The organism is Novosphingobium sp. Sphag1I (assembly GCF_056279125.1).
The window spans coordinates 38,853-61,209 of the sequence record NZ_JBWBQS010000025.1 but is presented as its reverse complement, the minus strand read 5'-3'; the positions used below and the strand labels follow the sequence as shown (position 1 = coordinate 61,209).

The window sequence follows — 22,357 nt, the reverse complement described above, 5'->3', positions numbered from 1 at the left end:
CGCGAGCCGGAAGGTCAGCACGCTCGGCGTCTCTCGCACGATCTGGACCACGCGCAGCTGCCCCGCCCAGCTTTTGGGCTTGCGCAGCGAAGCCCCTGCGGGCGCGGCCGCATTGCTCGGCGCGAGCCCAGTGCTGTCGGCAACAGAGGCAGGCGCGGTCGCGCGCGTCGCAGCGGGCAGAGCAGCCGTCGGCTCCGGCTTTGCTGGAAAAACCTTGGCGGTGGCGACACCGCCGGCGATCGCCCCGATCCGCCGCAGGCGGAAAATCTGCAGCGCGATCAGCGTGGCGCTCACCAGCCCCAGGAAGAGCATGAGAAGCAGGTGCGAGGGCGAGATGCCGAACCAATGATCGGCATGGCCGGGCGCGGCCTGGTCGATGTCGAGCTGATCGCGCAGCCAGGCAAGCCCGACCTCCCGGGGCGGCTGCAAGCCGCCGATCGCGCCCTGTGCGGCGGTGCCGGACCGGAACAGGTCGGTTCCCTCGCGCAGGCGGCGCGCCGCATCGAGCCGGGCCGAGATCGTGGTTGCCCGCGCGCCTTCGGCCGACGCTGCATTGATCATCGCCAGGCCTGTGTTCACCCGGTCGCTGGCCTGCGCCGCGACACGCTGTCGTGCGGCTTCATCGAGCGCCGGAAAGACGAGCAGCTGGGAGAAGAAGGCCGCACGGCGAGAGTCGTGGCCGTGCTCATTCTCCCCCTCGCCGTTGATCATGCGGTCCATCATGGGTTTCATCATCTTTGCCATGTCGGACGAACCCGACGCCGACGGGGCGGACATAGCCCCGTCGGCCGGCATCGAGGCCGCCCCCACGCCGCCGCCATGGTGGGCGGCATGATCTTCGCCCTCCTGCGCCTTGACGCTCGCGGACAGGCTCAGGGCGAGCGCGAGCCACAGGCTCCAGCGGCGAAGGCTGATCCGGTTACGCATCCTCGTCCCCTTTTTGCGCGCCTACATGTCCTTCATCGGCATCGCCGAATTCGTCGGCGCCAGATCCGGTGCCGGTGTGCTCTGGTTCCTGCCGCCGGCACGCATCGCATCATGGTCCATGGCCTGCCGGTGATGCCGCTCCATTGCTTCCTGGTTGCTCATGGCGTCCGAAGGATCCGCGTCAACACCATTCGCTGTGTTGGTTTGGAGGGGGGCGGCTGCGACGCTGTTGGCGGCGGCCGGCACTGTCTGATCGCTCTTGCGGTCACAGCCGGAAAGGGCGAGCGCCACCAACAGGCTCCCGCCGACAAGAGGAAGAAAGGTCTTGGTATGTCCGATCATGGCTTGGTCCTTCTCTTTGGTAAATGGCCGGGCGGCTCACAGCCGCTCGGACCAGATCAACGCGCGATATGGAGAAGCTGAAGGCACTGGTCGTGCGAGAGATTCATGGGATTGCGCCCCTGCCCCTTCATCTCGTTGTGGTCGTGAGGCGTCTGGAGACCCATATTGTTCTCCATCGCCCGGCAACTCTCCACCTGTGCGGTGGTCGGCCGTGTGGTCACGCAAGCTCCCAGAAGCAACGCCGGCGCGATCGCGGCGATAATGCGCATTCTCGTCATGATAAAACCCCTTTCGATAACAGTGATCGTTCAAGCTGCGCTGCCTCGTTTTTTGTTTTTTTGATGCTGATCTTTCCGCCTTGCCGTCAGGAAAGCCAGAATCGGGCAATCGGAAACCGGCACTTCGCCCGGGCACTCGTCGGCAAGCATCCGAAGCATGTCGCGAATATCGGACAGACGCTTGAGCCGGGCTTCGGCGTCGCTGATCTTGGCGTGCGTGATGTCGAGCACGGCCTGTGCACTGGCGGAATCGGAAGCCCTAAGTTCCAGCAGTTGCCGGGCTTGCTCGAGGGTGAAGCCGAGTTCCTGTGCCGAGCGGATGAAGTTGACGCGGTCGAGATCCGTCTCATTGTAAAGCCGATAGCCCGCTGCAGTTCGCTCGGGCGCGCGCAATAGACCCATCCGCTCGTAATAACGGATCGTGTCACGCCCGACCCCCGCCGCCGCCGCCAGCGCGCCGATCTTGAAATTACCCATGGCATCCGCTCGATCTTGCAGGTTGGACCGTGGTCCAAGGTCAAGAAGAATTGCGGCCCGTTTTCTTCCCGATTGCAAAGCAGCCGCTGCTCGGCGGCGGCTGCGTACCTGCCCCGATGGTAGAACACCTAGCCGGGGGCAGGTCGCAGTGCGAGAAGGCGGGCTCGTTTAGTCCTTGCGAAGCTCAACTATGTCATGCTTCGCTGGATTGCCGTCGTTTACGCTGACATGGGCAAAGTGATCGTCGTAGATATGATCGATCCTCACGTGACCGACGAACTGTCGGCGGAACGCGGGGCCTGCGCCCTTGTAGGAACCGCCCGGTACTGGAACGTTCCGGTACACCTCGAGAACCTGACCGACCTCCGCGCCGTCGGTTTTCCCGATGCAGACAACCGGACCGGTATCATCGGTGCCAACGATCGAACCGCGCATGAACCATGTGTGGCCAATCCCCTGCGCGGCGGCCGGGACGGCGGACAGCAGGGCCAAGCCCGCTGCGGCAAGCATCACTGCTTTCATTTCGAACTCCTGTGTTAGCTAGATCCGAGCCCATCGATCCCAGTCGGCAACGGCGTTCTCAGGGCATTTCGGTGGTTTAGCTACGGCCGCGCCTTCGACCGGCTCCGGGGAAGTATCAGTGGTTCCTGCGCAGCTCGACAATGTCGTTCTTCGCCGGCCTGCCATCGGTCACCGTCACATGCGCGAAATGGTCGTCGAAGATATGGTCGATCCTCACATGACCGATCGCTTGGCGATGGAAGGTCGGCCCAAGGCCCTTGTTGGGACCAGGATGGTTGACCACCCGATAGACTTCGAGCGTCTGTCCGACCTCGGCGCCGTCGGCCTTGCCGATGCAGACGATCGTTCCGGTGGTATCGGTTCCGACGATCGAACCGCGCATGAACCAGGTGTGGCCGATACCTTGCGCGAATAGCGGAGAGGCGCCGAGCATCGAGATTCCGGCCAGCGCCACCATGATGGACTTCTTCATCATCATCTTGACTCCTTGAGTGAGCGTTGAGAACTGCCGCTCGATTTCTCGAGGGGAAGATTTTGTTTCTTCGCCCACAGGACTATGGTCCCGGGTCCAAGCTCGGTATACGTAGTGTTCGCAGCCGAAGTTTTTCGGGCAAGGTGTCTGAAGGCCGGGCTTACTCGTACGTAACGATCCAGGGCACGACTTTCGTGTTTATGAAACGTAGTCTGGAACCAGGCCTTAACCCCTGAGGACAAGCGCTTTACGTCCAGCTGGCCGCGCAAAACGGCTACGTTGGCGATAGAAGAAGGTCGTCGAAGGTTCGTCCGACGAATTTACGCTTCGCTATCTCCCTCGTATCTCACGAGCAATTCCTTGCGGGCTGCCATTTCGGTCGCAACAGATGCCACCCGGGCAGGCGGAGCAGGCGGTGCCTGCAGCTCCGGAGAAAGCGCCTTTCCAGCCTACTCCAGTGCTCCCTGCCGCACCCCTAAGCCCCGCCATCATCAACGGGAGCGAAAGACTGTGGCGGCCTTTCCGGAATCCACCAGACCTGGCAAAGGCCCCACTCTGCTGACAATTTCATTTCGACCTCGACCGGAACTGATGGCATCTAGGCATGGCCCCAGCCAAGTCAGGCGGCGGCCAGGGGCTACGCGTAGCGCGACCGGTCCCGGGATCGATCCCGATCAACAACATCCGGAACGCCTTCGGCGTCCTCGTTGAAATCGCGAATTGCGGCGCGGCGCCATCCGCTGTTTTGCTCACTCCCGGAAGGAGCCACCCTCATTCCATCGTCGCGCGAAACTCTGTCATCCGGTCCGCTTCAAACGCGTTGGTGCCGGGATGAATGTGCTGATCAGCGTATTCCAAACAGAGATCGACAACAAAGGATTTCGATTCCGGACAACGAACTTCATCAGGTTCGCGAGGTTCGAGACCAAGGATACCAAATCAGTGCCCAAGGCGAACAAAGCTCCGACCATCATATTGTGGACGAGCCAGAATGGGGCCCCTACGAGAAAAAGGCCTTTCATCCGCGTAGTCGAGGTTTGGAGCCGTGCGAAGCTGCCCAACGAACTGCCCGTGAACGCCAGAGCTGAGGGGAGACCGTGCCAGGTCACAACCGACAGAAAAGCCATCAAAATCAGACTAGCGCCGTAAAGCCTCGTCACCACATAGCGATCACGCACTGACGCGGAAATGACGAGCTGCGAACATGAAATGAGGCACGCTATCGCCGCAGTGGGTGAGCCGAGCATCAAAAAATAGAGCGCGAAGGCGGCAGCACCCGCGCTCTGGATTTTCACCGCGGTTCGATAGTCGTCGAAAAACGGCCAGCTAATGACGCACAAAAGCGCGACGCAGCCGAACGCTGTGGCAATCATGATTGCCGCCACCCGGTTGTTTCGCTCAAGACCTGCGTTTCGCGCCCAGCTCTATCTTTCTTCATAGTGCAAGCGTGAACGAACAAGGTTAATTACGATTTAAGAACGCCCGTAGTAGCGCGGATTTACGGCTGCTTTTGGATCGCCGTTACCTCGCCGGCGTTGCCCGTCAACATAAGGTCAAAATCGACCTTATCGCCAACCTTCACTGCATCTGTGATCGCCGGGGCAGCCTTGAACGCCATTGTCATTGCCGGCCATTTGGCTTCGGGGATGGCGCCATGATCGAGTGTGATCGTGCCCGCAGACTTGTCGATCGCGGTGACCGTGCCGTGTCCCTTCACCTTGATTGCAGTGGCAGCCGACGGCTCCATCGCCATATTTGCCATGTTGCCGCTCATAGCGGCGGCGGGTTCTGCCTTGTTGGTCTCGACCGCAACGGGCGGTTCGGCTTTTTTCCCGCAAGCGACGGTCAGTGCCGCGAGGCCGAGGGCAAAGGTCAGTCGTCCGTAGTTCATGGTCTTCTCCAATGAAAGAACTCAAGAGTGGGAATGCACGTAAAAGGCACGTTTCCTCGTGAGTTCGTTGTTGTTTCTGTGTCCGCCGGCGCCTGTGCGGACGAGTTAACCCTCGCGAAGACAGGCGCCCTGTCCTCGTTTCGGCATTGAGCCATTCTCCAATCCGTGACCTTACCGTGTAGGCTCGGTCACATTCCGGTGTTCGGCTCTCGGCTTCCTATTCTCCTTCAGAGTGCGGCTCCGCGATGCGGAACCCACTAGAGGACCATCAGGACAGCCGAGAACTGGAAGACGGTCGCTCCAGCGCGTCGCGGCGTTCGTAGTCGCGCTGGTCGCGCAGCATCTGGTAGGCGATCGTCAAGAGCTTGCGCGCCACGGCGACCTTGGCGCGGTTCGCGCCTTTGGTGGCCTTGAGGCGCTCATAGTCGAACTTGAGAGCCGGCTCTGCCCGCATGGCCGGAATGGCGGCTTCCACGAAAGCCCAGCGCAGCCATTTGTTGCCCGCCTTGATGATCCGCCCGTTCCAGCATTTGCCGCCGCTCGCATAGGTCGAAGGCACGAGCCCCGCATAGGCGGCGAGCTTCTTGGCCGAGCGGAAGCGCGTGACGTCGTCGATCTCGGCCGCGATCAGGCGCGCGAAGAACTCCCCGACGCCAGGCATCGTCTTCAGACGTTTGACGTCCGCATTGTCAGCGCTGAAGCGGCGGATCGTCTTTTCGGACTCGCGGATGTGCTGGTTGATGTCGTCGATGAAGGCCAGCGCGCGGTCGATATGCTCGCGATCGATCGTCGACACCGAAAGCAGCTCGAGCTGGCCGCGCCCGATCTTGCCGAACAGGTCCGTCATCTCGCGCAGCGCCCGGGTCTGCTCGGGATAGCGGTCGAAGATCGTCACCACCCGGTTCTTTACCATCGTGCGCAGCCGGACGAAGAAGATCCGCTCGCGCAGCGCCTGGCGCAGTTCGCGCGCGGCCTCGCATGGGACATAGGCCTCTGGGATCAGATCGGCCCGCAGCAGATGCGCCAGGATCGTCGCGTCGATCTTGTCGGTCTTGATCTTGGCGTCGGCGATCGCCTTCACCTTCAACGGATGGGCGAGAACGACATCGTCGCACAGCTCGTCGAGCCAGTCGTACATCACCGTCCAGTTGCGGCTGGCTTCCATCACCGCATGGCTGTTCGCCAGATAAGGCGTCAAAAAGCCGGCAAGCGAGCGCGGGTCGTTCTTCACCTTGCCCGATCGTAGAACCTGGCCGCCGCCGTCCTGGACCACCAGGTGCGTGTAGGCTTTGTGGTAATCCACGCCGATGTGATAATCGTAAGACATGGGTGCATCTCCATTGCCGAGGAGGTTCGGCAATCCTTCATAGGCTCGTGTCCGCACGAGGGGGTGCACCCTGGTCTCCACGGTGATCATCTCACCGCTCCGTTCCGTCATCAAAGCTTGGCGCTTTCATACCGGCTCCTTTATAATGAAACGTGTTGGTCATTGGGCTTCATCTTCGGCCGCCGAAGCAGCAGATAGGCGGCAGGCAGGACGAACATCGACAACAGCGGCGCGGTCAGCATGCCGCCTATCATCGGCGCGGCGATCCGGCTCATGACTTCGGATCCGGCGCCCGATCCCAGCAGGATCGGCAAGAGGGCAGCGAGGATCACGGCGACCGTCATCGCCTTGGGCCGAACGCGGAGCAGTGCGCCTTCGCGCACTGCCGTCTCGACCTCGGCGACATCCGGATCGGTGCGCTCTTCCAAGGCGTTCTTCAGGTAGATCAGCATCACGACGCCGAATTCGGCGGAGACGCCAGCGAGCGCGATGAAACCTACCCCGGTGGCGACCGACTGGTTGAAGCCGAGCAGATAGAGGATCCAGATGCCGCCGGTGAGCGCGAACGGCAACGTCCCCATGATCAAAGCTGCTTCATCGAACCGCCCGAAGATCATGTAGAGCAGCACGAAGATGATCAGCAGCGTCGCCGGCACGACGAGCTTCAATTTGGCAACGGCACGCTGGAGATATTCGAACTGTCCCGAATAGGCGACGCTAACCCCTGGCGAGAGCGTCACCTGTCTTGCGATCGCATGCTGCAGGTCACTCACGACCGACGCAAGGTCGCGTCCGCGCACGTCGACATAGACCCAGGTCGATGGGCGGGCGTTTTCGGTCTTGAGCATCGGGGGCCCCTCAGCGATCGAGACGCGCGCAATGGTGCCGAGCGTGATCTGCTGTCCGGACGGGGTCAGGACCGGCAGCATCCGTATTCCGTCAAGACTGTCGCGTAGCTCCCGCGGATAGCGGACGCTGATCGGATACCGTGCCAGCCCCTCGACCGTCTCGCCGATCGTCTCGCCGCCGATCGCGCCAGAGACGATCCGCTGCACGTCCGTAATATTGAGCCCAAATCGGGCGGCAGCGGCCCGATCGACATCGACATCGACATAGCGCCCGCCCGTCAAGCGCTCTGCGAGCGCCGAACTGACCCCAGGCACGGTTTTCGCAACCGTCTCGACATCGTGCGCGATGCGGTCGAGCTCAGCGAGGTCAGCACCCGACACCTTGACCCCGATCGGGCTCTTGATGCCGGTCGCCAGCATGTCGATCCGGTTGCGAATGGGCGGCACCCACACATTGGCGAGGCCGGGCAGTTTTACCGTTCGATCAAGCTCCTCGACCAGCTTGTCCGGAGTCATGCCCGGTCGCCATTGGTCGCGAGGTTTGAACTGGATCGTCGTCTCGAACATCTCAAGCGGCGCAGGATCGGTGGCAGTCTCGGCGCGGCCGGCCTTGCCGAACACGCTCTCGACCTCGGGCACGGTCTTGATCAGGCGGTCGGTCTGCTGGAGCAGGTCCGACGCCTTCGCCGCCGAGAGACCCGGCAGCGCCGAGGGCATGTAGAGCAGATCACCCTCCTCCATCTTCGGCATGAACTCGCCGCCAAGCTGGGTGAGCGGCCAGGCGGTTGTTGCAAAAGCGAGCGCCGCGATCAGCAGTACGGTCCTTGGCCGCCGCATCGTCCAGTCGAGCGCGGGCCGGTAGATGTTCGTCAGCCAGCGATTGACCGGGTTGGACTGCTCGGGCGGAATCTTGCCCCGGATCAGCAAACCCATGAGCACCGGCACCAGGGTCACCGACAGGATCGCCGCCGACGCCATCGCATAGGTCTTGGTGAAAGCGAGCGGTGCGAACAGCCGCCCTTCCTGTCCTTCCAGCGTGAACACCGGAATGAACGACAGGGTGATGATCAGAAGGCTGAAGAACAGCGCTGGCCCAACTTCGGCTGCCGCTTCGGTGATGACGGTCCATCGGGTATCCCCCTCGAGATGTTCGTCCGGGTGATCCTCCTCCCATCGCTCGATTTTCTTATGGGCATTCTCGATCATGACGACCGCGGCATCGACCATCGCGCCGATGGCGATCGCGATGCCGCCCAACGACATGATGTTGGCATTGACCCCCTGGAAACGCATGACGACGAAGGCTGCCAGCACACCAAGCGGAAGCGTGAGGATTGCAACGAGCGCCGAACGGACATGCCAAAGGAAGAGCCCGCAGACGATCGCAACGACTATGAATTCCTCGACCAGCTTGTGGGTCAGATTCTCAACGGCGCGGTCGATGAGCTGCGAGCGATCATAGACCGTAACCACATCGACGCCGGGTGGCAGGCCCTTCTTGAGCTCTGCGAGCTTGTCCTTGACCGCCGCGATTGTCTCGCGCGCATTCTTGCCCGAGCGCAGGATCACAACGCCGCCCGCGACCTCGCCCTCACCGTTCAGTTCGGCAATCCCGCGCCGCATCTCGGGGCCGGCCTGGATCGTGGCAACGTCGCCCAGTCGCACCGGCACACCGCCGGCTGCGGTCCTTAAGGGAATGGCGCGGAAATCGTCGAGCGTCTTCAGATAGCCGGAGACACGGACCATATATTCGGCCTCGGCCATCTCCAGTACCGAGCCGCCGCTCTCCTGATTGGCCTTCTGAATGGCATCGACCGTCTGGGCGTGGGTCACGCCGTAGGCGGCGAGCTTCACCGGATCGAGCAGCACCTGATATTGCTTCACCATGCCGCCAATGCTGGCGACCTCTGCGACCCCCGTTACCGTTTTCAGCTCGTAGCGCAGGAACCAGTCCTGAAGCCCGCGAAGCTGCGAGAGATCGTGGCGGCCAGTGCGATCGACCAGCGCATATTCATAGACCCAGCCCACCCCGGTCGCATCCGGCCCCAGCGCGCTGCGGGCGCTGGCCGGCAGCCGGCCTTGTACCTGGTTGAGATATTCGAGCACGCGGCTGCGCGCCCAATAGAGATCGGTGCCGTCCTCGAAGATCACATAGACAAAGCTGTCGCCGAAGAAGGAATAGCCGCGGACGGTCTTTGCGCCGGGCACAGAGAGCATTGTGGTGGTGAGCGGATAAGTGACTTGGTTCTCGACGATCTGCGGCGCCTGCCCGGGATAGGAGGTGCGGATGATCACCTGCGTGTCCGAGAGATCGGGCAACGCATCGATCGCGGTCGATCGCACCGCCCAGACGCCCACGCCGATCAGCGTCAGCACCCCGATCATGACGAAGAAGCGGTTTCTGACTGACCAGCGGATGAGATGGGCGATCACTGGCCCATTACCTTCGCCATGCGTCGCACGGTTGGTCCACTCGGTGGTTGATCGAACCCGAACCGGACCCGGTCGCCCGTCTTTAAGCCGCGCGCGACTTTCGGGTCTGTGAGCTGAAACGTCATCGTCATCGCTGGCCAGCCAATGGCTGGCACGGCTTGATGGCTCAGCGTCACCGACTGGGCGGTGATCTTTTCGATCGTACCGACGGTCTCATAGACCGCGCCGGTCGGCATAGGTTTGGCAGGACTCTTTGGCATGTCAGCACCGATCGGCCGTGCTTCCACGCCCGAGAGGCTTGCTTCGGAATCGATCAGGAACTGACCCGAAGCGACGATCTTTTCGCCTTCGCTCAGGCCCGCCAGAATCTCCGTATCATCGCCAGCTTCCCTCCCAGTTTGCACCTCGGCAGGGCGGTAGCGCCCCTTGTCGAGCGCGAGCATGACCAACGTGCGCTTGCCAGTGCGGATCAGGGCTTCGGACGGCACCAGCAACGCCGGCTGCGCGCTCCCGCCAAACGAGACGGTCGCAAACATGCCGGGACGCAGTCGCCCGCCGCGATTGGGCAGCTCGATCCGAACGGTGAGTGTGCGGCTGTCGGCCTGTGTCTCGGGGAGGATCGCCGAAACGCGCCCGGAGATGGTTTCGCCGGGGAAGGCTGCAAGCGCGGCTCGCACCGCTTGTCCAGGCTTCAAGGGACCGGCGACCGCTTCCGGCACGGCGGCATTCAACCAGACCGTGCCGAGCCCGTTGACCTCGGCAAGCGTCTGGCCTGCCATCAAGGTCATGCCGCCCCGCACGTTCAACGTCTTGATCACGCCGCCCGTGGGCGTGGAGATGGTGATCACATTATGCGGTCGTCCGGTTTGCTCGACCGATGCGATCGTGCCGGAGGGCATGCCGAGCAGCATGAGCCGTTGACGCGCGGCCTGGATCAGAGCGGCGTTGCCGGTGCGGCGGACCGCCAGAAACTCGGTCTGTGCGCCGCCCCATTCCGGCACCAGAACATCGGCAAGCGGCGCGCCTGCACCGATCACATCACCAGGTGCGCGGCCATAGACACGGGAAACGAAGCCGCCTGCACGCGCCTGAACGATCGCAACGTCGCGCTGGTTGAAGTCGATCGTGCCGGTGGCGGTGAGACTGCTCGCCAATTCGCCGCGCCGCACAGCCACCGTTCGCATCCCGAGCGCCTGGGAGGCGGACGGGTCGATCGATATTCCCGGCTGTGCCGCGCTTGCCCCCACCTCATCCGCATAGCGCGGGATTGTTTGCATTCCCATCGACGACAGGCCTGGACCGTCATGATGCTCAGCGGGGATCATCGGGTCATACCAATAGAGGATCTTGCGTGCCGGCGGTTTGGCGGCCGTAGCGTCGGGTGATCCTCCTCTCCATTCAGAGATGGTGAAACCGACCCCGCCAGCGGCGACCGCGAGCAGCGCCGCGGCACCGAAAAGGCCGCCCCGAGGGATTGTGAAATGGCTCATTGCGATTCGCTCCGATACGTAAGGTTCAGTCGAACACCGTCAGCAGCGACAAGGGCTTCACGGTCGAGAGTGTTGAGGGTGACGTCGGCAAGGGCCGCATAGGCATCCGCGATATCGACAAGATTGGCGCGACCTGCCCCGTAGCTTGCCGTCTCCAACGTCACCCGCTGCTCGGCGAGTGGCAGCAATGTGTCCCGCGCGCGCAGCCACTGTTCATGATGCATGATATGGTCCGCAAGATCGGTTTCGAGATCAGCGGCCAGCGCCCGCAGGGCCGCGTCGCGTTCGGCCAGGATGCGTCCGGCATTCTCCTGGGCCGCCGCAATGCCCGCATTCTGTCGACTGCGGGTAAAGAAGGGCAGACTGACCGTCACACCGGCTGACACATAATCTCCAAAACGAGGGTCGCGGCGTTGATAGGCAAGGTTCACCCCGAAGTCGGAACGGCGGTTGGCATCGGCCATACGCACATCGGCCATTGCCTGACCGGACTGGGCGTCGATCATTGCCATGGTGGGAAGGCGATCCAGGCCAGCGCGCAGTTCGGCCCCATTGACAGGGAAGTCGGGAATAGATCCGGCAATTTCAGGCGCCGGGTCACCCGTCCATCGCGTCAGAGCAGCCCGTGCCCGCGCTATGTTTGAGACCAGTTCGCTGCGACGATCTTCTAATGAGGCGATAGCCTGTCGGCCGGCAAGAGTCTGCGCAGGCCGGGCATTGCCCGACGCGACGGCACTGGGCGTTGTCCGCACCACGCGCTCCAGACGGGCTAGAAGATCATCAAGCGCGGTCAGCCGGCGCTCGGCATAGGCAAGGTTGATCCAGGCAAGCGCAGTGCCGACCTCAACCGAACGCGCCTCAAATGCGGTGTCGGCATCTGCAGCCTTGATATCGCTGTCAGCGCGGGCGCGTTGCGCACGGCGCTTGGCGAGGTTGGGAATATCCTGGGACACGCCCACCCGCGCCATCGTGAAATTGTCCTGCCCGGGCGCAAACGCCAATGGCCCCGAGATCGGGAAACTGTCGAGCCCAACGGCCAGAGTCGGATCAGGTAGCGATCCGGCGCCGCCACGAGCGGAACGAGCGGCCTCGGCGGCGAGCGCCTTGGCCTTGATCGACGGCGCTTCCTGCCGCGCGCGCTGGAGCGCAGCGTCGAAAGTGAGGGGACCAGCGAATGCAACGCCGGGGATCGCCGCGAGCAGCGGCAGACAAACAAACAATCGCATGGAAAACTCCTGATCGGAGGATCAGGCCGGCGTCGCGCACTCTGGCAGGCATGTCAGTGGCGGCGGGATGGGGGCAATCCCGCCGCCACTGCTGGCCTGGCCGTCTATGCGACCTTACACGGCCAGAGGCTGTGCCTAGCCGGCCGAGGGAGCCGACGAAGGCGATGCCATGCTATGCATCTCCTTCATGCAGTCCGCCGCGCTCATCTTCATCATGTCGCAGTTGCAGTTCGCCATCTGCGGAGCATCGGGCACCCAGACGCGACGGGGGCTCATAGATGGCGCACGCGGGCCATAGTTTGGCGATTGACGCCATTCATAATGGCCAGACTGCGAGTTTGTGTTGGGTTCGCCGGCGAAAGCGGCAACGGGAGCGGCAAGCGCAATGCCCAGCAGGGCATAGAAAACACGGTTCTTCATGACTGTAATCCTTGGGCAAAATATCGTGGTAGCCGCGGGTCAGACAGGATTTTCAGATGCGCGATAGACGCAAGAATCCTGTCAGCCTGGCAGCCGGTGTCGATCAGCCAAGGAGAGTCGGTGGTTCCGGTTCGGGAGTGAGGTCACTGCCGTGCAGGACAGTGATGGTTGCCCAGAAGGGCAGAGCTGGACTGGCTTCGCGTGCTTCCAGCATAGGCGCGTCATTACGAACGGCCAGCGGAACGACGCAGCCCATGGCCGCGATGCATTCCAGGGTCATGCCCTTGCAAGGCTTCTGAGCAGGTTGTTGCTGCTGTGCCATTATCTTCATGCAGTCTTCCGACATCCCAGCCACGGCCTGCACAGACGTGGCCATTGGGGCGGACATCGCAGGCGGAGCGGACGCAAAGGCCGCCGCTTGGCCAATCAAGCCAACCATGGCTCCCAGAAGGAGAAGAAGTTGCAAAACGCGTTTCACAGCCGTTATTTATTACGCCTCGTAGCATCAAAGATCAACGAGATGGTCACCCGCCGTGTCGGGCAAATACCGTCTGACCCGCCGATCCGAAGGCGATGACAGAGTAGGGTTGTGGTTTTTGGCCGGGGACTTCCATCCCCGGAGAACCCAGCGGCATGCCCGCTACGGCCAATCCCTTTACGCCCTTCGGGCGCTTCGCGATCGCGCGCTTCATGTCGGCAATGGGAACGTGGCCCTCGAAAACCATGCCATCGACAATTGCAGTATGGCATGATGCCAGCGCAGCGGGCACGCCTTGAGCGCGTTGAAAGCGGCCGCGTTGCTGGTCGTCGACGATATTGACGCTTTGTCCAAATTGTCTGCGCACCTGGGCCGCCCACTGTTCGCAGCAACCGCAACCAGGGTCACGATGCATGATGATCGGGGCAGCTTCGGCGCTGGCGACGGAGAAGGCTGCTATGAACGCAGCGAGGGCAAATTTGAGTGTCATACGATCCCTTATTGGTTCCCCCGCCCCTGGGCGGGGGAGGAAAGGTCTATTGGGCGCGCTTGTTGTGGGCTCTCAGCCAGCCTTGAAGCTCGCCCACTTCTCGCGTTTGCTCGGTGATTGACTTGTTCGCCATCATTCGGACCTGCGCGTCCTTGGTGTCGCGCAAAACGATGCGTGACATCGCAATCGCACCGCGATGATGCTCGATCATCTTGCGCACCCAGGTCTCCGTTGCATCGCTGCCCGTGGCGGACATCATCTTCTGATGCATCTCCATTTCTGCAGGCGGGTAAGGATTGGCTGGCGTGGGGTTCATGGTCTGGCGCATGTCCATCTTGCTATGGTCCATGCCCTGCATTTGGGCGATCGCCGGCGCGGCCACCAATCCAGCGATGATGATGGGGACTATTTTCTTCACAATTCTCTCCTCAGCGCCCCGCATTGATAATACGCATGGGCGCGCCATTTCCCTCGTGAGGCGGCACAAAATTTACGGGAACGGGAGCGCGAAGCCTACTTGCGGGCTAGAATAGCCTTCATTTCATCGATTTCGCGGCGCTGAGATTCCTCGATGCCGCTGCACAGACGAACGATTTCCGGATCCTTCAAGGAGGCCTCGCGGCACATCAGGATCGCGCCCGAATGATGCGGGATCATCGATCGGAGGAATGCTGTATCGCCGATCGTTGTTTGCGTGCGGATGAGGGCAAATGATCCGGCGAATATCGCAACTGACCCTAATATAAGGGCCGCGTTTGCCTTTTTCGACGGGAACATATGGCCCATCGCGAGGACCATCAGCACCACCATGGGCGCCACCATCATTAGCGTCATGTAGAGCATATTCAGGTTGTTGTAGAAGCTCCCCAAGCTGTCGATCATGACGAACATCACCAGATACATGATGACGCCGCCAACCAAGGTCTGCAGGGCGAGGCTCGCATAGGCATTTTTCATCATTGGTCGTCTCCTTTGGCCCCCGCCCCGATCCTGCTTGACTATTCAACCCGTGCGGCGTCGCTTTCGCGGCCACCGAAGATACAAAAGTGCCGAACCCGCGATCGCCAATGCGAGACCACCTGCGGCAAACGCCATCAACCACGGCGTGTTGAAATTTTCGTGGTTTTTCCAATCCATGATGTGGAGCGCCCAGAAGAAATCGTACAGGCGCCACGTTCCATTTCTCACAGCGACGATCCGACCACTATTCTGGGCAACATAGACGCGGGTCGCTTCGCGGTCAGGGAAGTCCACCCGCCAGGCCGGCAGGACGCCCTTGAATTCTGGGGTCGACGCCACAACCAGGCGCACGCTCGGCGGCTCCGACGTACCACGGTAGGCCTGTATCGCCACCGCGCGAGCCATCGCAGCGTTCACGGGACCAAGTCGACGACCTGTTTCTGCATCGTGGAGTGAGATCGTCCCATCGATAGACTCGACCTCCGCAATCTCGCGGCCGAGCAGCGCGCGATATCGGACTTCACGCACGGGTCTGGTCGCCGCGCGCAACACTAGGTCCAACGGCGCGCGCGATCTCGACTGTTCCAATATCGCCGGCGACGATCGCTCGACGAGATGTTCACCGCGGACCCGCTCGATCGGCAACAGGCTCATGACAAGACCGCTCGCAAACCAAAGCAGCAGCTGGACGCCGATAACCAGGGCTAACCAGCGATGAACGCGGCTAGCCCCGATGTGGAAGCGGAGTTTGGCGCTTCTCAGAACCAGGTCCGAACACCGATTACAAAGCTGGCCGCCTTCACGTCCCCTCCGTCTGAGCGTGCATAGTCCGCCGTCCGCCCGAACTTTCGGTCGTAAGAAACGCCGATGTAGGGGGCAAATTCGCGGCGCAGTTCGTAACGCAAACGCAGTCCCAATTCGGCGTTCGTGATGCCCGCTCCAATCCGCGTCTCCGGGACATTTTGTGCTGAAAGGTTCACTTCCAGGCGCGGCTGGAGAATGAGGCGTTGCGTGATACGCTGATCATAATAGCCCTCGATCCGCCCCAACACCTCGCCTTTGTTCGACAGAAACAGGGCAGCCTCGGTCTCAAACCAGTAAGGCGCCACCCCCTCAATACCGATCGTCGCATAAGTACGGGATGGGTTGGGTTTGAAATCGTAACGGACACCCGCCTGGAGGTTCCAATAAGGGTCGAGTGCACGACTGTAGAGCGCCTGAACTTCTGCGGTCTCCATGTAGGTGCCGCTTCTGCCAGCAAGAACGCCCTCACCCTCTGTCTTGACCACCAGCCGATCGAGATCCTTGCCGAACCACGCCTCCCCGTCCCACCGATAGCCGTCGCGGCCGTTACGGACCTGATATTCCGCCAGATTGAACAGGATCATCGAGCTGGATGAGCCGCCATGTTCCTTATGCAGCATGGTACGCGAAGCCGCCATCTCGCCGTTTTTGTAGACGCGGTCGGCATAGTTGTCGGTAGGAGGTTGGGGTGCAGGGGCGTTGCCGGGCATGAGACTGGTGCCACCAGCGCCATGGGCTGCCATCGGCCCATCCATCGCCATGCCGGGCATCGACGACATATCGTGCTGCATCGGCTGACCGCCGGGTGCCGCCTGCATGTCCATGCCGGGCATGTCGTGTTTCATCGTACCGCCCGCCCCATCGGGCATGGTCATGCCAGGCATGCCGGACATGTCGTGGCCGGCATGCGGGTCAGCCGTTGGAGGCGTCTTGTCACCGGGCATCTCCATGCCGGACATAGCCCCCATGCCCGACATGTCGTGCGGCGCCGACTTGGGTTTTGCTGCCGGTGCCCGGCGCTTCGGGGTGGCAGGCTTGCCCTTAGCCGTGGGCGCAGCGGCGCGCCTGGGCTGGCTTGCTGGCTTGGCCACCGGCTTTTTCTTCGCCGCTGGCTGAGCAGCAGGCATGTTCATGCCCGGCATATTCTGCATCGACTGCGCGCTGACTGGGGTCGCCAAGGCGAGCGGGGCCGCGCCGATCAGAAGGAGAAGCGACTTCATGCGGCATCTCCCCGGGGACGGACAGAGACGACGCGCATCATCCCGGCATGCATGTGATAGAGCATATGGCAGTGAAACGCCCAGTCGCCGACTGCGTCTGCGGTGACGTCGAAACTTACCTTGCCTCCTGGTGCGACATTGACGGTGTGTTTGCGCGGCGAATACTCGCCATGCCCGGTCACCAGCTCGAAGAAATGCCCATGAAGATGGATCGGGTGCGACATCATCGTGTCATTGACGAGCGTGACGCGGACCCTTTCGTTTTCGATAAAGGGAATGGGCTCGCGCTTGTCACTGAGCTTCACCCCATCGAACGACCACATATAGCGTTCCATATTCCCGGTCAGGTGGATTTCCATCGCGCGGTCTGGCGCGCGAACATCGGGGTTGCGCTCCACCGCCATCAGATCGCGATAGACAAGAACCCGGTGGCCAACGTCTTCGAGACCCTGTCCCGGTTCTCCCGTGCGATCCATCGGCATGGGCGAGATCGTCTGGACACCCGGTCCCATCTTAACCTGCGGCGCTTTGCTGGCGTCGCGCATGTTCATGCCGCCCATTCCGCCCATCGCCATGCCGCCCATTGTATCACCGGACCCGCTGCCCATTCCGGGCATGTTGGCCATGGAACTATCCGCCGGTTTTTGCATGCCTGGCATCGACGCGCCGGCCCCCATATCCATGCCTGCCATCCCGCCCGCGGCAGCTCCGCCGGCAGACATGTCATGCCCCATTGCTGCGTGGTCCATGCCGGACATGCCGCTCATATCCATGTCCCCCATGCCCATGTCCTTCATATCGGCAAGGGGCCGCTTGCGGAGCGGCGGAACTTCGGCCGTCATGCCTTCACGCGGAGCCAGTGTGGCGCGTGCCATGCCCGAACGATCAACGGATTCACCGACCAGCGTGTAGGCGCGATCATCGGTCGGAGTAACGATGACATCATAGGTCTCGGCAACCGCGATCTGAAACTCGTCGACCTCGACCGGCCTGACATTGAGCCCGTCGGCCTGAACAACCGTAAGTTTGAGACCGGGAATCCGGACATTGAACGTCGTCATCGCGGAGGCATTGACGAAACGCAGGCGAACGCGCTCACCTGGCTTGAAAAGCGCGGTCCAGTTGTCCCGTGGGCCATGCCCATTCACGAGATAGGTATAGGTCGAGCCCGTGACATCGGACACGTCGGTCGGATCCATCCGCATATTGCCCCAGTCAAGTCGGTCCTTGAGGGGTTGGTCTTCCTTGGCCAGCAAACCGGCCAGCGTTTGCCGCTGATAATTGAAATAGCCACCGCCGACCTGCTTGAGCTTCCGGAAAATTGCGTGCGGATGCATCTGGCTATGGTCGGAGAGCACGATGACATGCTCTCGATCCGACTGAATCGGATCCTCGCCTTCCGGGTCGATGACAATCGGTCCGTAATGACCTAACTGCTCCTGCAGCCCCGAATGGCTATGATACCAATAGGTGCCAGCCTGGACGATGGGGAACTCATAGACAAAGGTCGACTTGGGCTTGATGCCGGGGAAGCTGATGCCGGGCACGCCGTCGAACTGGAACGGCAAAAGCAGGCCGTGCCAGTGGATCGAGCTGTCTTCCTCGAGATCGTTGATCACCGACAGGCGGACGTTTTGGCCCTGACGCAGACGGATGAGGGGCGCAGGCACAGTGCCATTGATGCCGATGGCATGGCTTTGTCGGCCGTCGATCATCATCATCTGATGCGCGATCTTGAGCGTGATATCGTTCCCGCTGACCGTTGGCAGTGGCTTGGCAATCCCGGACGAAATGGGTTGAGCCCATGCCGGCAGCCATGCCGACAATGCGAGGCCACCGCCGGCCAGCGCAGCGCCGCGGAAAAGGCCGCGGCGGTTCAATCCGGGGGACATAATATCTCCTTGTTCAACGTGCAGCACTTTGGGTCTGAAAAGACGCTTAAGCGCGGTATCTCTTTATCCTTACGCGCGAGCAGCGCGCACCCCTCATTCCTCAGCGAGTATTTCTGCGAGGCGCGCGCGCGCGCGATACAGGCGCGTCTCCACAGCCTTGCTACTGACGGAAAGCGCTTTGGCGGCCTCTGATTGACTGAGCCCTTCGACGGTCCTGAGCATCAGGACTTCACGCAACGTGGCAGGCAATGCGCTGATCGCCGCCGACAGTCGCTCCACCTCTATTTTCGATTCAGCACTGGCATGTGCGGAGGGTGCGTCATCCGGCACTTGCTCAATCTCATCATCCGACGGCGCGGAGCCAAATGTGAAGAGCTGCCGCACCCTCTGGCGGCGGCGCCAATCGCGACATTTGTTAATCGCGATCCGGGATAGCCAGGCGCGCAACGGACGCGCACCATCATATTTCCGCAGATGGCTGAACGCGGATACAAAGCAGTCCTGCGTGAGATCAAGTGCTTCCTCGGCATTCCCGACCAGGCCGCGCACCAGTCGAAATATCGCTGTCTGGTGCCGACGCATAATCTCGGCGAAAGCCGACTGCCGACCGGCAAGCGTCAGTGCCGCTAGTTCACCGTCCGAACACGCCTGGAGATCCAGACTCACCGTGCATCGTCGGTGAGCGCATGAACCACCGCCTGATCGAAGGTCTTGGCCTGATCGGGGCGAAGGATTTGCCGCATGGCGAAGATGTGCCCGAGCGTTTCCTTTTGCAGTTCGCCCATTGCCTGATGCGACTGATCGACGGCCGCGGTCACACGCGGCCCTTCGCCATGTTCGACCTCGATCGCGGCTGCGAGACGCGCATTGTCCGATCGCAGTTCAAGCTCCAGCGCGCGCCGACGCACGGCGAAACCCTGCTCTAGCAGCTCGATCTTGGCCTTCTGACGATCATCCAGATCGAGCTTGCTGTGCAAGACATCGTGGAGCTCGACGCCGGCTGCCTTGGGCTGCGGGAAAAAGTAGCGGCCCAGGAACACGCCCGCAACCGCCGATGCAAAGGCGACGATGGCGACGAGGAGGAGCAATTTGGGCTTCATTGAGAACCTACCAGCAGCGTCGAAGGGGCAAGCGGATTTGATGGCCCGAAAGGCGATAGCGTGACCGACGCCTCGGCACGCGGCGTAAAGCCATTGCTGGCGATACCCAGCAGTACCGCTCCGAAAGCCGCGACCGCACCGAGGCGGAATTGAGACGCGGTCGAAACCTGCGGCAATGCCGCTATGCGTCGGAACACAGCATCCTCCAGACCAATCAGCCCCGGATGCGTCGGTTCGTTGCGTAAGCGGCTCAGCAGCCGGTCCAGGTCGGTATCCATCGAAAAGTCCAATCCTCAATCAATCCGGGGCAACGGCCCAGGACGCGTTCTTTACTTTCCCCTCTATCAGCCTGTCCGTCAAAGCATCGCACATAGCGGGCAGTTCTGAGCAACAGCGACGGAGCAGCCGCATCGCTATGGCGCCGTCGTCGTCATGCCGGGCATATCCTTCATCAGCGCGTCATGGCCTTCGGGCGCACTGGCAATTGCCGCCTGATATTGGGCGGGTGTCATACGCGGGAGTTGCCGCACGAAAGCCACCATGTCCCAGATCAATTCGTCGCTATGGGTCTTACCCCAAGCTGGCATCGCGGTCAGCTTGACCCCATGCTTGATGATCCAGAATTGCTCCTTTGGCGATCTTTGCTCCTCGCGGGAAAGCTCTGGCGCCCTCGGATAGAGTCCCTGGCTGATTTCGGACTTTTCCAGTCCTGGCCCGAGATGGCAGCCGCTGCACATCTCGGTGTACAGCCCCGCCCCGCTCTGCAGCCGCTTCACGTCCCCAAGGTTGGCCGGGACATTCACATCACGAGATCGCACGGCGATGGAACGATCGCGGAGCTGCTCGATCAGCCAATAGACCGGTTTGGTGTGTGGTGAATCCGCCCCGATGTCATACGCACCCACATAGACGACGATCCCCGCTAGCGCGCCGCCGACCAGCGCTGTTGCAGCGATGAAACCCACACTTGGAAAGTGCCTGCGCAGCCAAGTCGTCCTAGCATTCTCCATAGCTTCCTCCCGAGCGGCAGCGTCCTTGGATCCAGGTGGTTCTCACACCCATCCAATTGTTCATACGCACGGTGCGCTTCTACCCCTCATCCGCCGCCCAGATGTCATGCACAAATTCCGCCGGGATCCCGATGTGAAGAATTATTGCGCCTGATGAGGGGTGGCGCCGCGTGGTGCGTAATTCAATGTGTCGGCAGTCTCGCCGCCCATGGAGAAATCGATGTTTCGTAAAACAATCTTTGCCGTCGCCATGGCGGCGTCTGTCCTCACCGCTACCGCTGCGCAGGCTCACCCTAAGCTCAATGGCGCAACCCCTGCCGCAAATGCCGTGGTCGCCGCCCCGACCAGAATTCAGCTCGTCTTTTCTGAAGCGCTCGTCGCACAATTTTCGGGGCTCGACCTGACGATCACCGAAATGCCAGGCATGAAGATGGGACCGATGAAGATGAACGGCGTCAAGGCCACCGTGGGCGCCGATGGCAAGACGCTCGTCGCGACGCTTGCCAAGCCGTTGCCGGTTGGAACCTACAAGGTCGACTATCACGTCGTCTCTGCTGACACCCATCGCATCCAGGGCAGCTATACCTTCAAGGTCCAGTAAGACCGTGCCTGACATCATAGCGATCGCAGTGAGGCTGGGACTTTTCCTCGATCTCATGCTCCTCTTCGGGTTGCCGATGTTCGGCCTCTACACGTTGCGCGGGACTGAGCGGGCATCCGGCTCGGTCCTGCGTTTCCGGTCGGTGTTGGCGACAATCGCGCTGGCCGGTATCGTATTATCTATCCTGGGCATGATGGTCCTGGCGGCCTCGATGGGGGGCGTGCCACTCGATCAGGTAGACCGCGCCACGGTCAATCTTCTCATATCGGGCACGGCGATCGGGACGGTCTGGCAGGTACGGGTCGCGGCCCTCCTGCTCGTGCTCTATTTTTCCATCGTCGGTTGGCGGCGTCCCGCTTTCGCCCTGTGGTCGCTGTCAGCGACCGCCGCTGTCGCTCTGGCGACCTTGGCCTGGACGGGTCATGGCGCTGCCGATGAAGGCTTGCGGGGATGGGTCCATCTTGGTGCCGATATCATCCATCTCTGGGCAGCGGGCATCTGGGTAGGCGCGTTGTTCGCGCTTTGCCTCCTCGTTTTCCGCCCTGCCGCGCGCATGGCGGTGGATCACATTCACCTCTCGCACCGCGCGCTGGATGGATTTGCGAAGGTCGGATCGGTGGTCGTGGCGCTGCTTATCGTGTCGGGTTTGATCAATAGTTGGATACTGATCGGCCCCTCCAATCTGGGATCCCTGTTTACCAGCCTCTATGGCCTGCTGCTGGTGGCAAAGCTGCTGCTGTTCGGCTTGATGCTGTTGCTGGCGGCGGCCAATCGCTACTTTCTGACGCCGTCGCTCGCGGCGGCGATCGAGACAGGCAACACCTCATCGGCGATAGGGTCACTGCGCCGTAGCCTCGCAATCGAGACCGGGTTTGCCATTACCATTCTTGCCCTCGTTGCCTGGTTAGGCCTGTTGGCCCCACCTGCCTCCGGCATGTGATCCTGCGTCAGGGCAGCGCACGCATTATTTCAAAGGCCTCATTTTTGTGTATGTCGACTGCGCAGTTCCATAAACGATCGGTCAGAGCGCTGTTGATGCTGCTCTCTATAGCTCTCGTCGTTTCGCATGGCGGTCCAAGTCCTGTCATACATTCTGCGGAGACGGAACACAGACCACTCGCCGAATTACGCGTAGATGCTCATGTGGAC

The 22,357-nt window shown here is 61.6% G+C and carries 25 protein-coding genes and 1 pseudogene; 2 read left to right on the top strand and 24 right to left on the bottom strand.

Annotated features, from left to right (window positions below; all coding sequences use genetic code 11):
• The 24 genes and pseudogenes from ACZ9HU_RS21000 to ACZ9HU_RS20885 all read right to left on the bottom strand — a co-directional run.
• Positions 1-927, bottom strand: a pseudogene (locus ACZ9HU_RS21000) (2Fe-2S iron-sulfur cluster-binding protein); the annotation flags it as partial.
• Between the two features lie 21 nt (positions 928-948).
• A complete protein-coding gene (locus ACZ9HU_RS20995; protein WP_476107833.1) occupies positions 949-1,269 on the bottom strand; it encodes a hypothetical protein in 321 nt (106 codons plus the stop codon).
• A gap of 56 nt (positions 1,270-1,325) precedes the next feature.
• A complete protein-coding gene (locus tag ACZ9HU_RS20990; protein WP_476107832.1) occupies positions 1,326-1,547 on the bottom strand; it encodes a hypothetical protein in 222 nt (73 codons plus the stop codon).
• Between the two features lie 30 nt (positions 1,548-1,577).
• Entirely contained in the window at positions 1,578-2,024 is a 447-nt protein-coding gene (locus ACZ9HU_RS20985) for a MerR family transcriptional regulator (RefSeq protein ID WP_476107830.1), read from the bottom strand.
• 168 nt (positions 2,025-2,192) lie between these two features.
• Entirely contained in the window at positions 2,193-2,546 is a 354-nt protein-coding gene (locus ACZ9HU_RS20980; protein ID WP_476107829.1) for a hypothetical protein, read from the bottom strand.
• A 115-nt stretch (positions 2,547-2,661) separates the two neighbouring features.
• Positions 2,662-3,024 carry a hypothetical protein gene (locus ACZ9HU_RS20975; protein ID WP_476107827.1) on the bottom strand — a complete coding sequence of 121 codons (363 nt, stop codon included), beginning with the start codon at positions 3,022-3,024 and terminating at the stop codon, positions 2,662-2,664.
• 791 nt (positions 3,025-3,815) lie between these two features.
• Positions 3,816-4,391, bottom strand: coding sequence for a YgjV family protein (locus ACZ9HU_RS20970; RefSeq protein ID WP_476107826.1), 576 nt, complete (start codon positions 4,389-4,391; stop codon positions 3,816-3,818).
• A gap of 125 nt (positions 4,392-4,516) precedes the next feature.
• The gene (locus ACZ9HU_RS20965) at positions 4,517-4,909 is read right to left on the bottom strand and encodes a copper-binding protein (protein ID WP_017502290.1); all 393 of its coding nucleotides are present in this window, start codon (positions 4,907-4,909) and stop codon (positions 4,517-4,519) included.
• Between the two features lie 268 nt (positions 4,910-5,177).
• Positions 5,178-6,236 carry an IS110 family RNA-guided transposase gene (locus tag ACZ9HU_RS20960; protein WP_476107825.1) on the bottom strand — a complete coding sequence of 353 codons (1,059 nt, stop codon included), beginning with the start codon at positions 6,234-6,236 and terminating at the stop codon, positions 5,178-5,180.
• 140 nt (positions 6,237-6,376) lie between these two features.
• Positions 6,377-9,517, bottom strand: coding sequence for an efflux RND transporter permease subunit (locus ACZ9HU_RS20955; RefSeq protein WP_017502289.1), 3,141 nt, complete (start codon positions 9,515-9,517; stop codon positions 6,377-6,379).
• A complete protein-coding gene (locus tag ACZ9HU_RS20950; RefSeq protein WP_017502288.1) occupies positions 9,514-11,007 on the bottom strand; it encodes an efflux RND transporter periplasmic adaptor subunit in 1,494 nt (497 codons plus the stop codon). Before ACZ9HU_RS20950 ends, ACZ9HU_RS20955 begins: the two co-directional genes overlap by 4 nt.
• Positions 11,004-12,233 carry a TolC family protein gene (locus tag ACZ9HU_RS20945; protein ID WP_476107823.1) on the bottom strand — a complete coding sequence of 410 codons (1,230 nt, stop codon included), beginning with the start codon at positions 12,231-12,233 and terminating at the stop codon, positions 11,004-11,006. The genes ACZ9HU_RS20950 and ACZ9HU_RS20945 overlap by 4 nt, the downstream gene beginning before the upstream one ends.
• A 135-nt stretch (positions 12,234-12,368) precedes the next feature.
• The gene (locus tag ACZ9HU_RS20940; RefSeq protein WP_021243444.1) at positions 12,369-12,653 is read right to left on the bottom strand and encodes a hypothetical protein; all 285 of its coding nucleotides are present in this window, start codon (positions 12,651-12,653) and stop codon (positions 12,369-12,371) included.
• 103 nt (positions 12,654-12,756) lie between these two features.
• Positions 12,757-12,933: a hypothetical protein gene (locus tag ACZ9HU_RS20935; RefSeq protein WP_231377893.1), complete on the bottom strand. Its 177-nt coding sequence runs from the start codon at positions 12,931-12,933 to the stop codon at positions 12,757-12,759.
• A gap of 244 nt (positions 12,934-13,177) precedes the next feature.
• Positions 13,178-13,621, bottom strand: a complete 444-nt coding sequence (locus ACZ9HU_RS20930) for a DUF411 domain-containing protein (protein ID WP_017502283.1) — start codon at positions 13,619-13,621, stop codon at positions 13,178-13,180.
• A gap of 46 nt (positions 13,622-13,667) precedes the next feature.
• A complete protein-coding gene (locus tag ACZ9HU_RS20925; protein WP_017502282.1) occupies positions 13,668-14,063 on the bottom strand; it encodes a DUF305 domain-containing protein in 396 nt (131 codons plus the stop codon).
• A 71-nt stretch (positions 14,064-14,134) separates the two neighbouring features.
• The gene (locus ACZ9HU_RS20920; protein WP_017502281.1) at positions 14,135-14,581 is read right to left on the bottom strand and encodes a DUF305 domain-containing protein; all 447 of its coding nucleotides are present in this window, start codon (positions 14,579-14,581) and stop codon (positions 14,135-14,137) included.
• Between the two features lie 42 nt (positions 14,582-14,623).
• Entirely contained in the window at positions 14,624-15,316 is a 693-nt protein-coding gene (locus ACZ9HU_RS20915; protein WP_026109409.1) for a PepSY domain-containing protein, read from the bottom strand.
• A gap of 23 nt (positions 15,317-15,339) precedes the next feature.
• The gene (locus ACZ9HU_RS20910) at positions 15,340-16,605 is read right to left on the bottom strand and encodes a copper resistance protein B (RefSeq protein WP_017502279.1); all 1,266 of its coding nucleotides are present in this window, start codon (positions 16,603-16,605) and stop codon (positions 15,340-15,342) included.
• The gene (locus ACZ9HU_RS20905; protein WP_476107840.1) at positions 16,602-18,497 is read right to left on the bottom strand and encodes a copper resistance system multicopper oxidase; all 1,896 of its coding nucleotides are present in this window, start codon (positions 18,495-18,497) and stop codon (positions 16,602-16,604) included. The genes ACZ9HU_RS20910 and ACZ9HU_RS20905 overlap by 4 nt, the downstream gene beginning before the upstream one ends.
• A 93-nt stretch (positions 18,498-18,590) precedes the next feature.
• Positions 18,591-19,163, bottom strand: a complete 573-nt coding sequence (locus ACZ9HU_RS20900) for an RNA polymerase sigma factor (protein WP_021243451.1) — start codon at positions 19,161-19,163, stop codon at positions 18,591-18,593.
• Positions 19,160-19,597, bottom strand: coding sequence for a periplasmic heavy metal sensor (locus ACZ9HU_RS20895; protein WP_031290470.1), 438 nt, complete (start codon positions 19,595-19,597; stop codon positions 19,160-19,162). The genes ACZ9HU_RS20900 and ACZ9HU_RS20895 overlap by 4 nt, the downstream gene beginning before the upstream one ends.
• Positions 19,594-19,875 (bottom strand): hypothetical protein, encoded by a 282-nt coding sequence (locus ACZ9HU_RS20890; protein ID WP_017502274.1) that lies wholly within the window; start codon positions 19,873-19,875, stop codon positions 19,594-19,596. The genes ACZ9HU_RS20895 and ACZ9HU_RS20890 overlap by 4 nt, the downstream gene beginning before the upstream one ends.
• A 135-nt stretch (positions 19,876-20,010) precedes the next feature.
• On the bottom strand, positions 20,011-20,562 hold the full coding sequence (locus ACZ9HU_RS20885; protein ID WP_279729508.1) for a c-type cytochrome: 552 nt from the start codon (positions 20,560-20,562) through the stop codon (positions 20,011-20,013).
• Positions 20,563-20,827: 265 nt separating this feature from the next.
• Here ACZ9HU_RS20885 and copC point away from each other — a divergent pair, with 265 nt between their 5' ends.
• Together copC and copD are read left to right on the top strand one after the other, a co-directional pair.
• Entirely contained in the window at positions 20,828-21,208 is a 381-nt protein-coding gene (gene copC, locus ACZ9HU_RS20880; protein WP_476107821.1) for a copper homeostasis periplasmic binding protein CopC, read from the top strand.
• Between the two features lie 4 nt (positions 21,209-21,212).
• A complete protein-coding gene (gene copD / locus ACZ9HU_RS20875) occupies positions 21,213-22,148 on the top strand; it encodes a copper homeostasis membrane protein CopD (RefSeq protein ID WP_279729507.1) in 936 nt (311 codons plus the stop codon).
• Positions 22,149-22,357: the final 209 nt, after the last annotated feature.

What these genes read in the sequence shown, in the direction of transcription:
- ACZ9HU_RS20995 (WP_476107833.1), bottom strand. Translation starts at nt 1,269, where the DNA reads ATGATCGGACATACCAAGACCTTTCTTCCTCTTGTCGGCGGGAGCCTG.
- ACZ9HU_RS20990 (WP_476107832.1), bottom strand. Translation starts at nt 1,547, where the DNA reads ATGACGAGAATGCGCATTATCGCCGCGATCGCGCCGGCGTTGCTTCTG.
- ACZ9HU_RS20985 (WP_476107830.1), bottom strand. Translation starts at nt 2,024, where the DNA reads ATGGGTAATTTCAAGATCGGCGCGCTGGCGGCGGCGGCGGGGGTCGGG.
- ACZ9HU_RS20980 (WP_476107829.1), bottom strand. Translation starts at nt 2,546, where the DNA reads ATGAAAGCAGTGATGCTTGCCGCAGCGGGCTTGGCCCTGCTGTCCGCC.
- ACZ9HU_RS20975 (WP_476107827.1), bottom strand. Translation starts at nt 3,024, where the DNA reads ATGATGATGAAGAAGTCCATCATGGTGGCGCTGGCCGGAATCTCGATG.
- ACZ9HU_RS20970 (WP_476107826.1), bottom strand. Translation starts at nt 4,391, where the DNA reads ATGATTGCCACAGCGTTCGGCTGCGTCGCGCTTTTGTGCGTCATTAGC.
- ACZ9HU_RS20965 (WP_017502290.1), bottom strand. Translation starts at nt 4,909, where the DNA reads ATGAACTACGGACGACTGACCTTTGCCCTCGGCCTCGCGGCACTGACC.
- ACZ9HU_RS20960 (WP_476107825.1), bottom strand. Translation starts at nt 6,236, where the DNA reads ATGTCTTACGATTATCACATCGGCGTGGATTACCACAAAGCCTACACG.
- ACZ9HU_RS20950 (WP_017502288.1), bottom strand. Translation starts at nt 11,007, where the DNA reads ATGAGCCATTTCACAATCCCTCGGGGCGGCCTTTTCGGTGCCGCGGCG.
- ACZ9HU_RS20945 (WP_476107823.1), bottom strand. Translation starts at nt 12,233, where the DNA reads ATGCGATTGTTTGTTTGTCTGCCGCTGCTCGCGGCGATCCCCGGCGTT.
- ACZ9HU_RS20940 (WP_021243444.1), bottom strand. Translation starts at nt 12,653, where the DNA reads ATGAAGAACCGTGTTTTCTATGCCCTGCTGGGCATTGCGCTTGCCGCT.
- ACZ9HU_RS20935 (WP_231377893.1), bottom strand. Translation starts at nt 12,933, where the DNA reads ATGACCCTGGAATGCATCGCGGCCATGGGCTGCGTCGTTCCGCTGGCC.
- ACZ9HU_RS20930 (WP_017502283.1), bottom strand. Translation starts at nt 13,621, where the DNA reads ATGACACTCAAATTTGCCCTCGCTGCGTTCATAGCAGCCTTCTCCGTC.
- ACZ9HU_RS20925 (WP_017502282.1), bottom strand. Translation starts at nt 14,063, where the DNA reads ATGCGGGGCGCTGAGGAGAGAATTGTGAAGAAAATAGTCCCCATCATC.
- ACZ9HU_RS20920 (WP_017502281.1), bottom strand. Translation starts at nt 14,581, where the DNA reads ATGATGAAAAATGCCTATGCGAGCCTCGCCCTGCAGACCTTGGTTGGC.
- ACZ9HU_RS20910 (WP_017502279.1), bottom strand. Translation starts at nt 16,605, where the DNA reads ATGAAGTCGCTTCTCCTTCTGATCGGCGCGGCCCCGCTCGCCTTGGCG.
- ACZ9HU_RS20905 (WP_476107840.1), bottom strand. Translation starts at nt 18,497, where the DNA reads ATGTCCCCCGGATTGAACCGCCGCGGCCTTTTCCGCGGCGCTGCGCTG.
- ACZ9HU_RS20895 (WP_031290470.1), bottom strand. Translation starts at nt 19,597, where the DNA reads ATGAAGCCCAAATTGCTCCTCCTCGTCGCCATCGTCGCCTTTGCATCG.
- ACZ9HU_RS20890 (WP_017502274.1), bottom strand. Translation starts at nt 19,875, where the DNA reads ATGGATACCGACCTGGACCGGCTGCTGAGCCGCTTACGCAACGAACCG.
- copC (WP_476107821.1), top strand. Translation starts at nt 20,828, where the DNA reads ATGTTTCGTAAAACAATCTTTGCCGTCGCCATGGCGGCGTCTGTCCTC.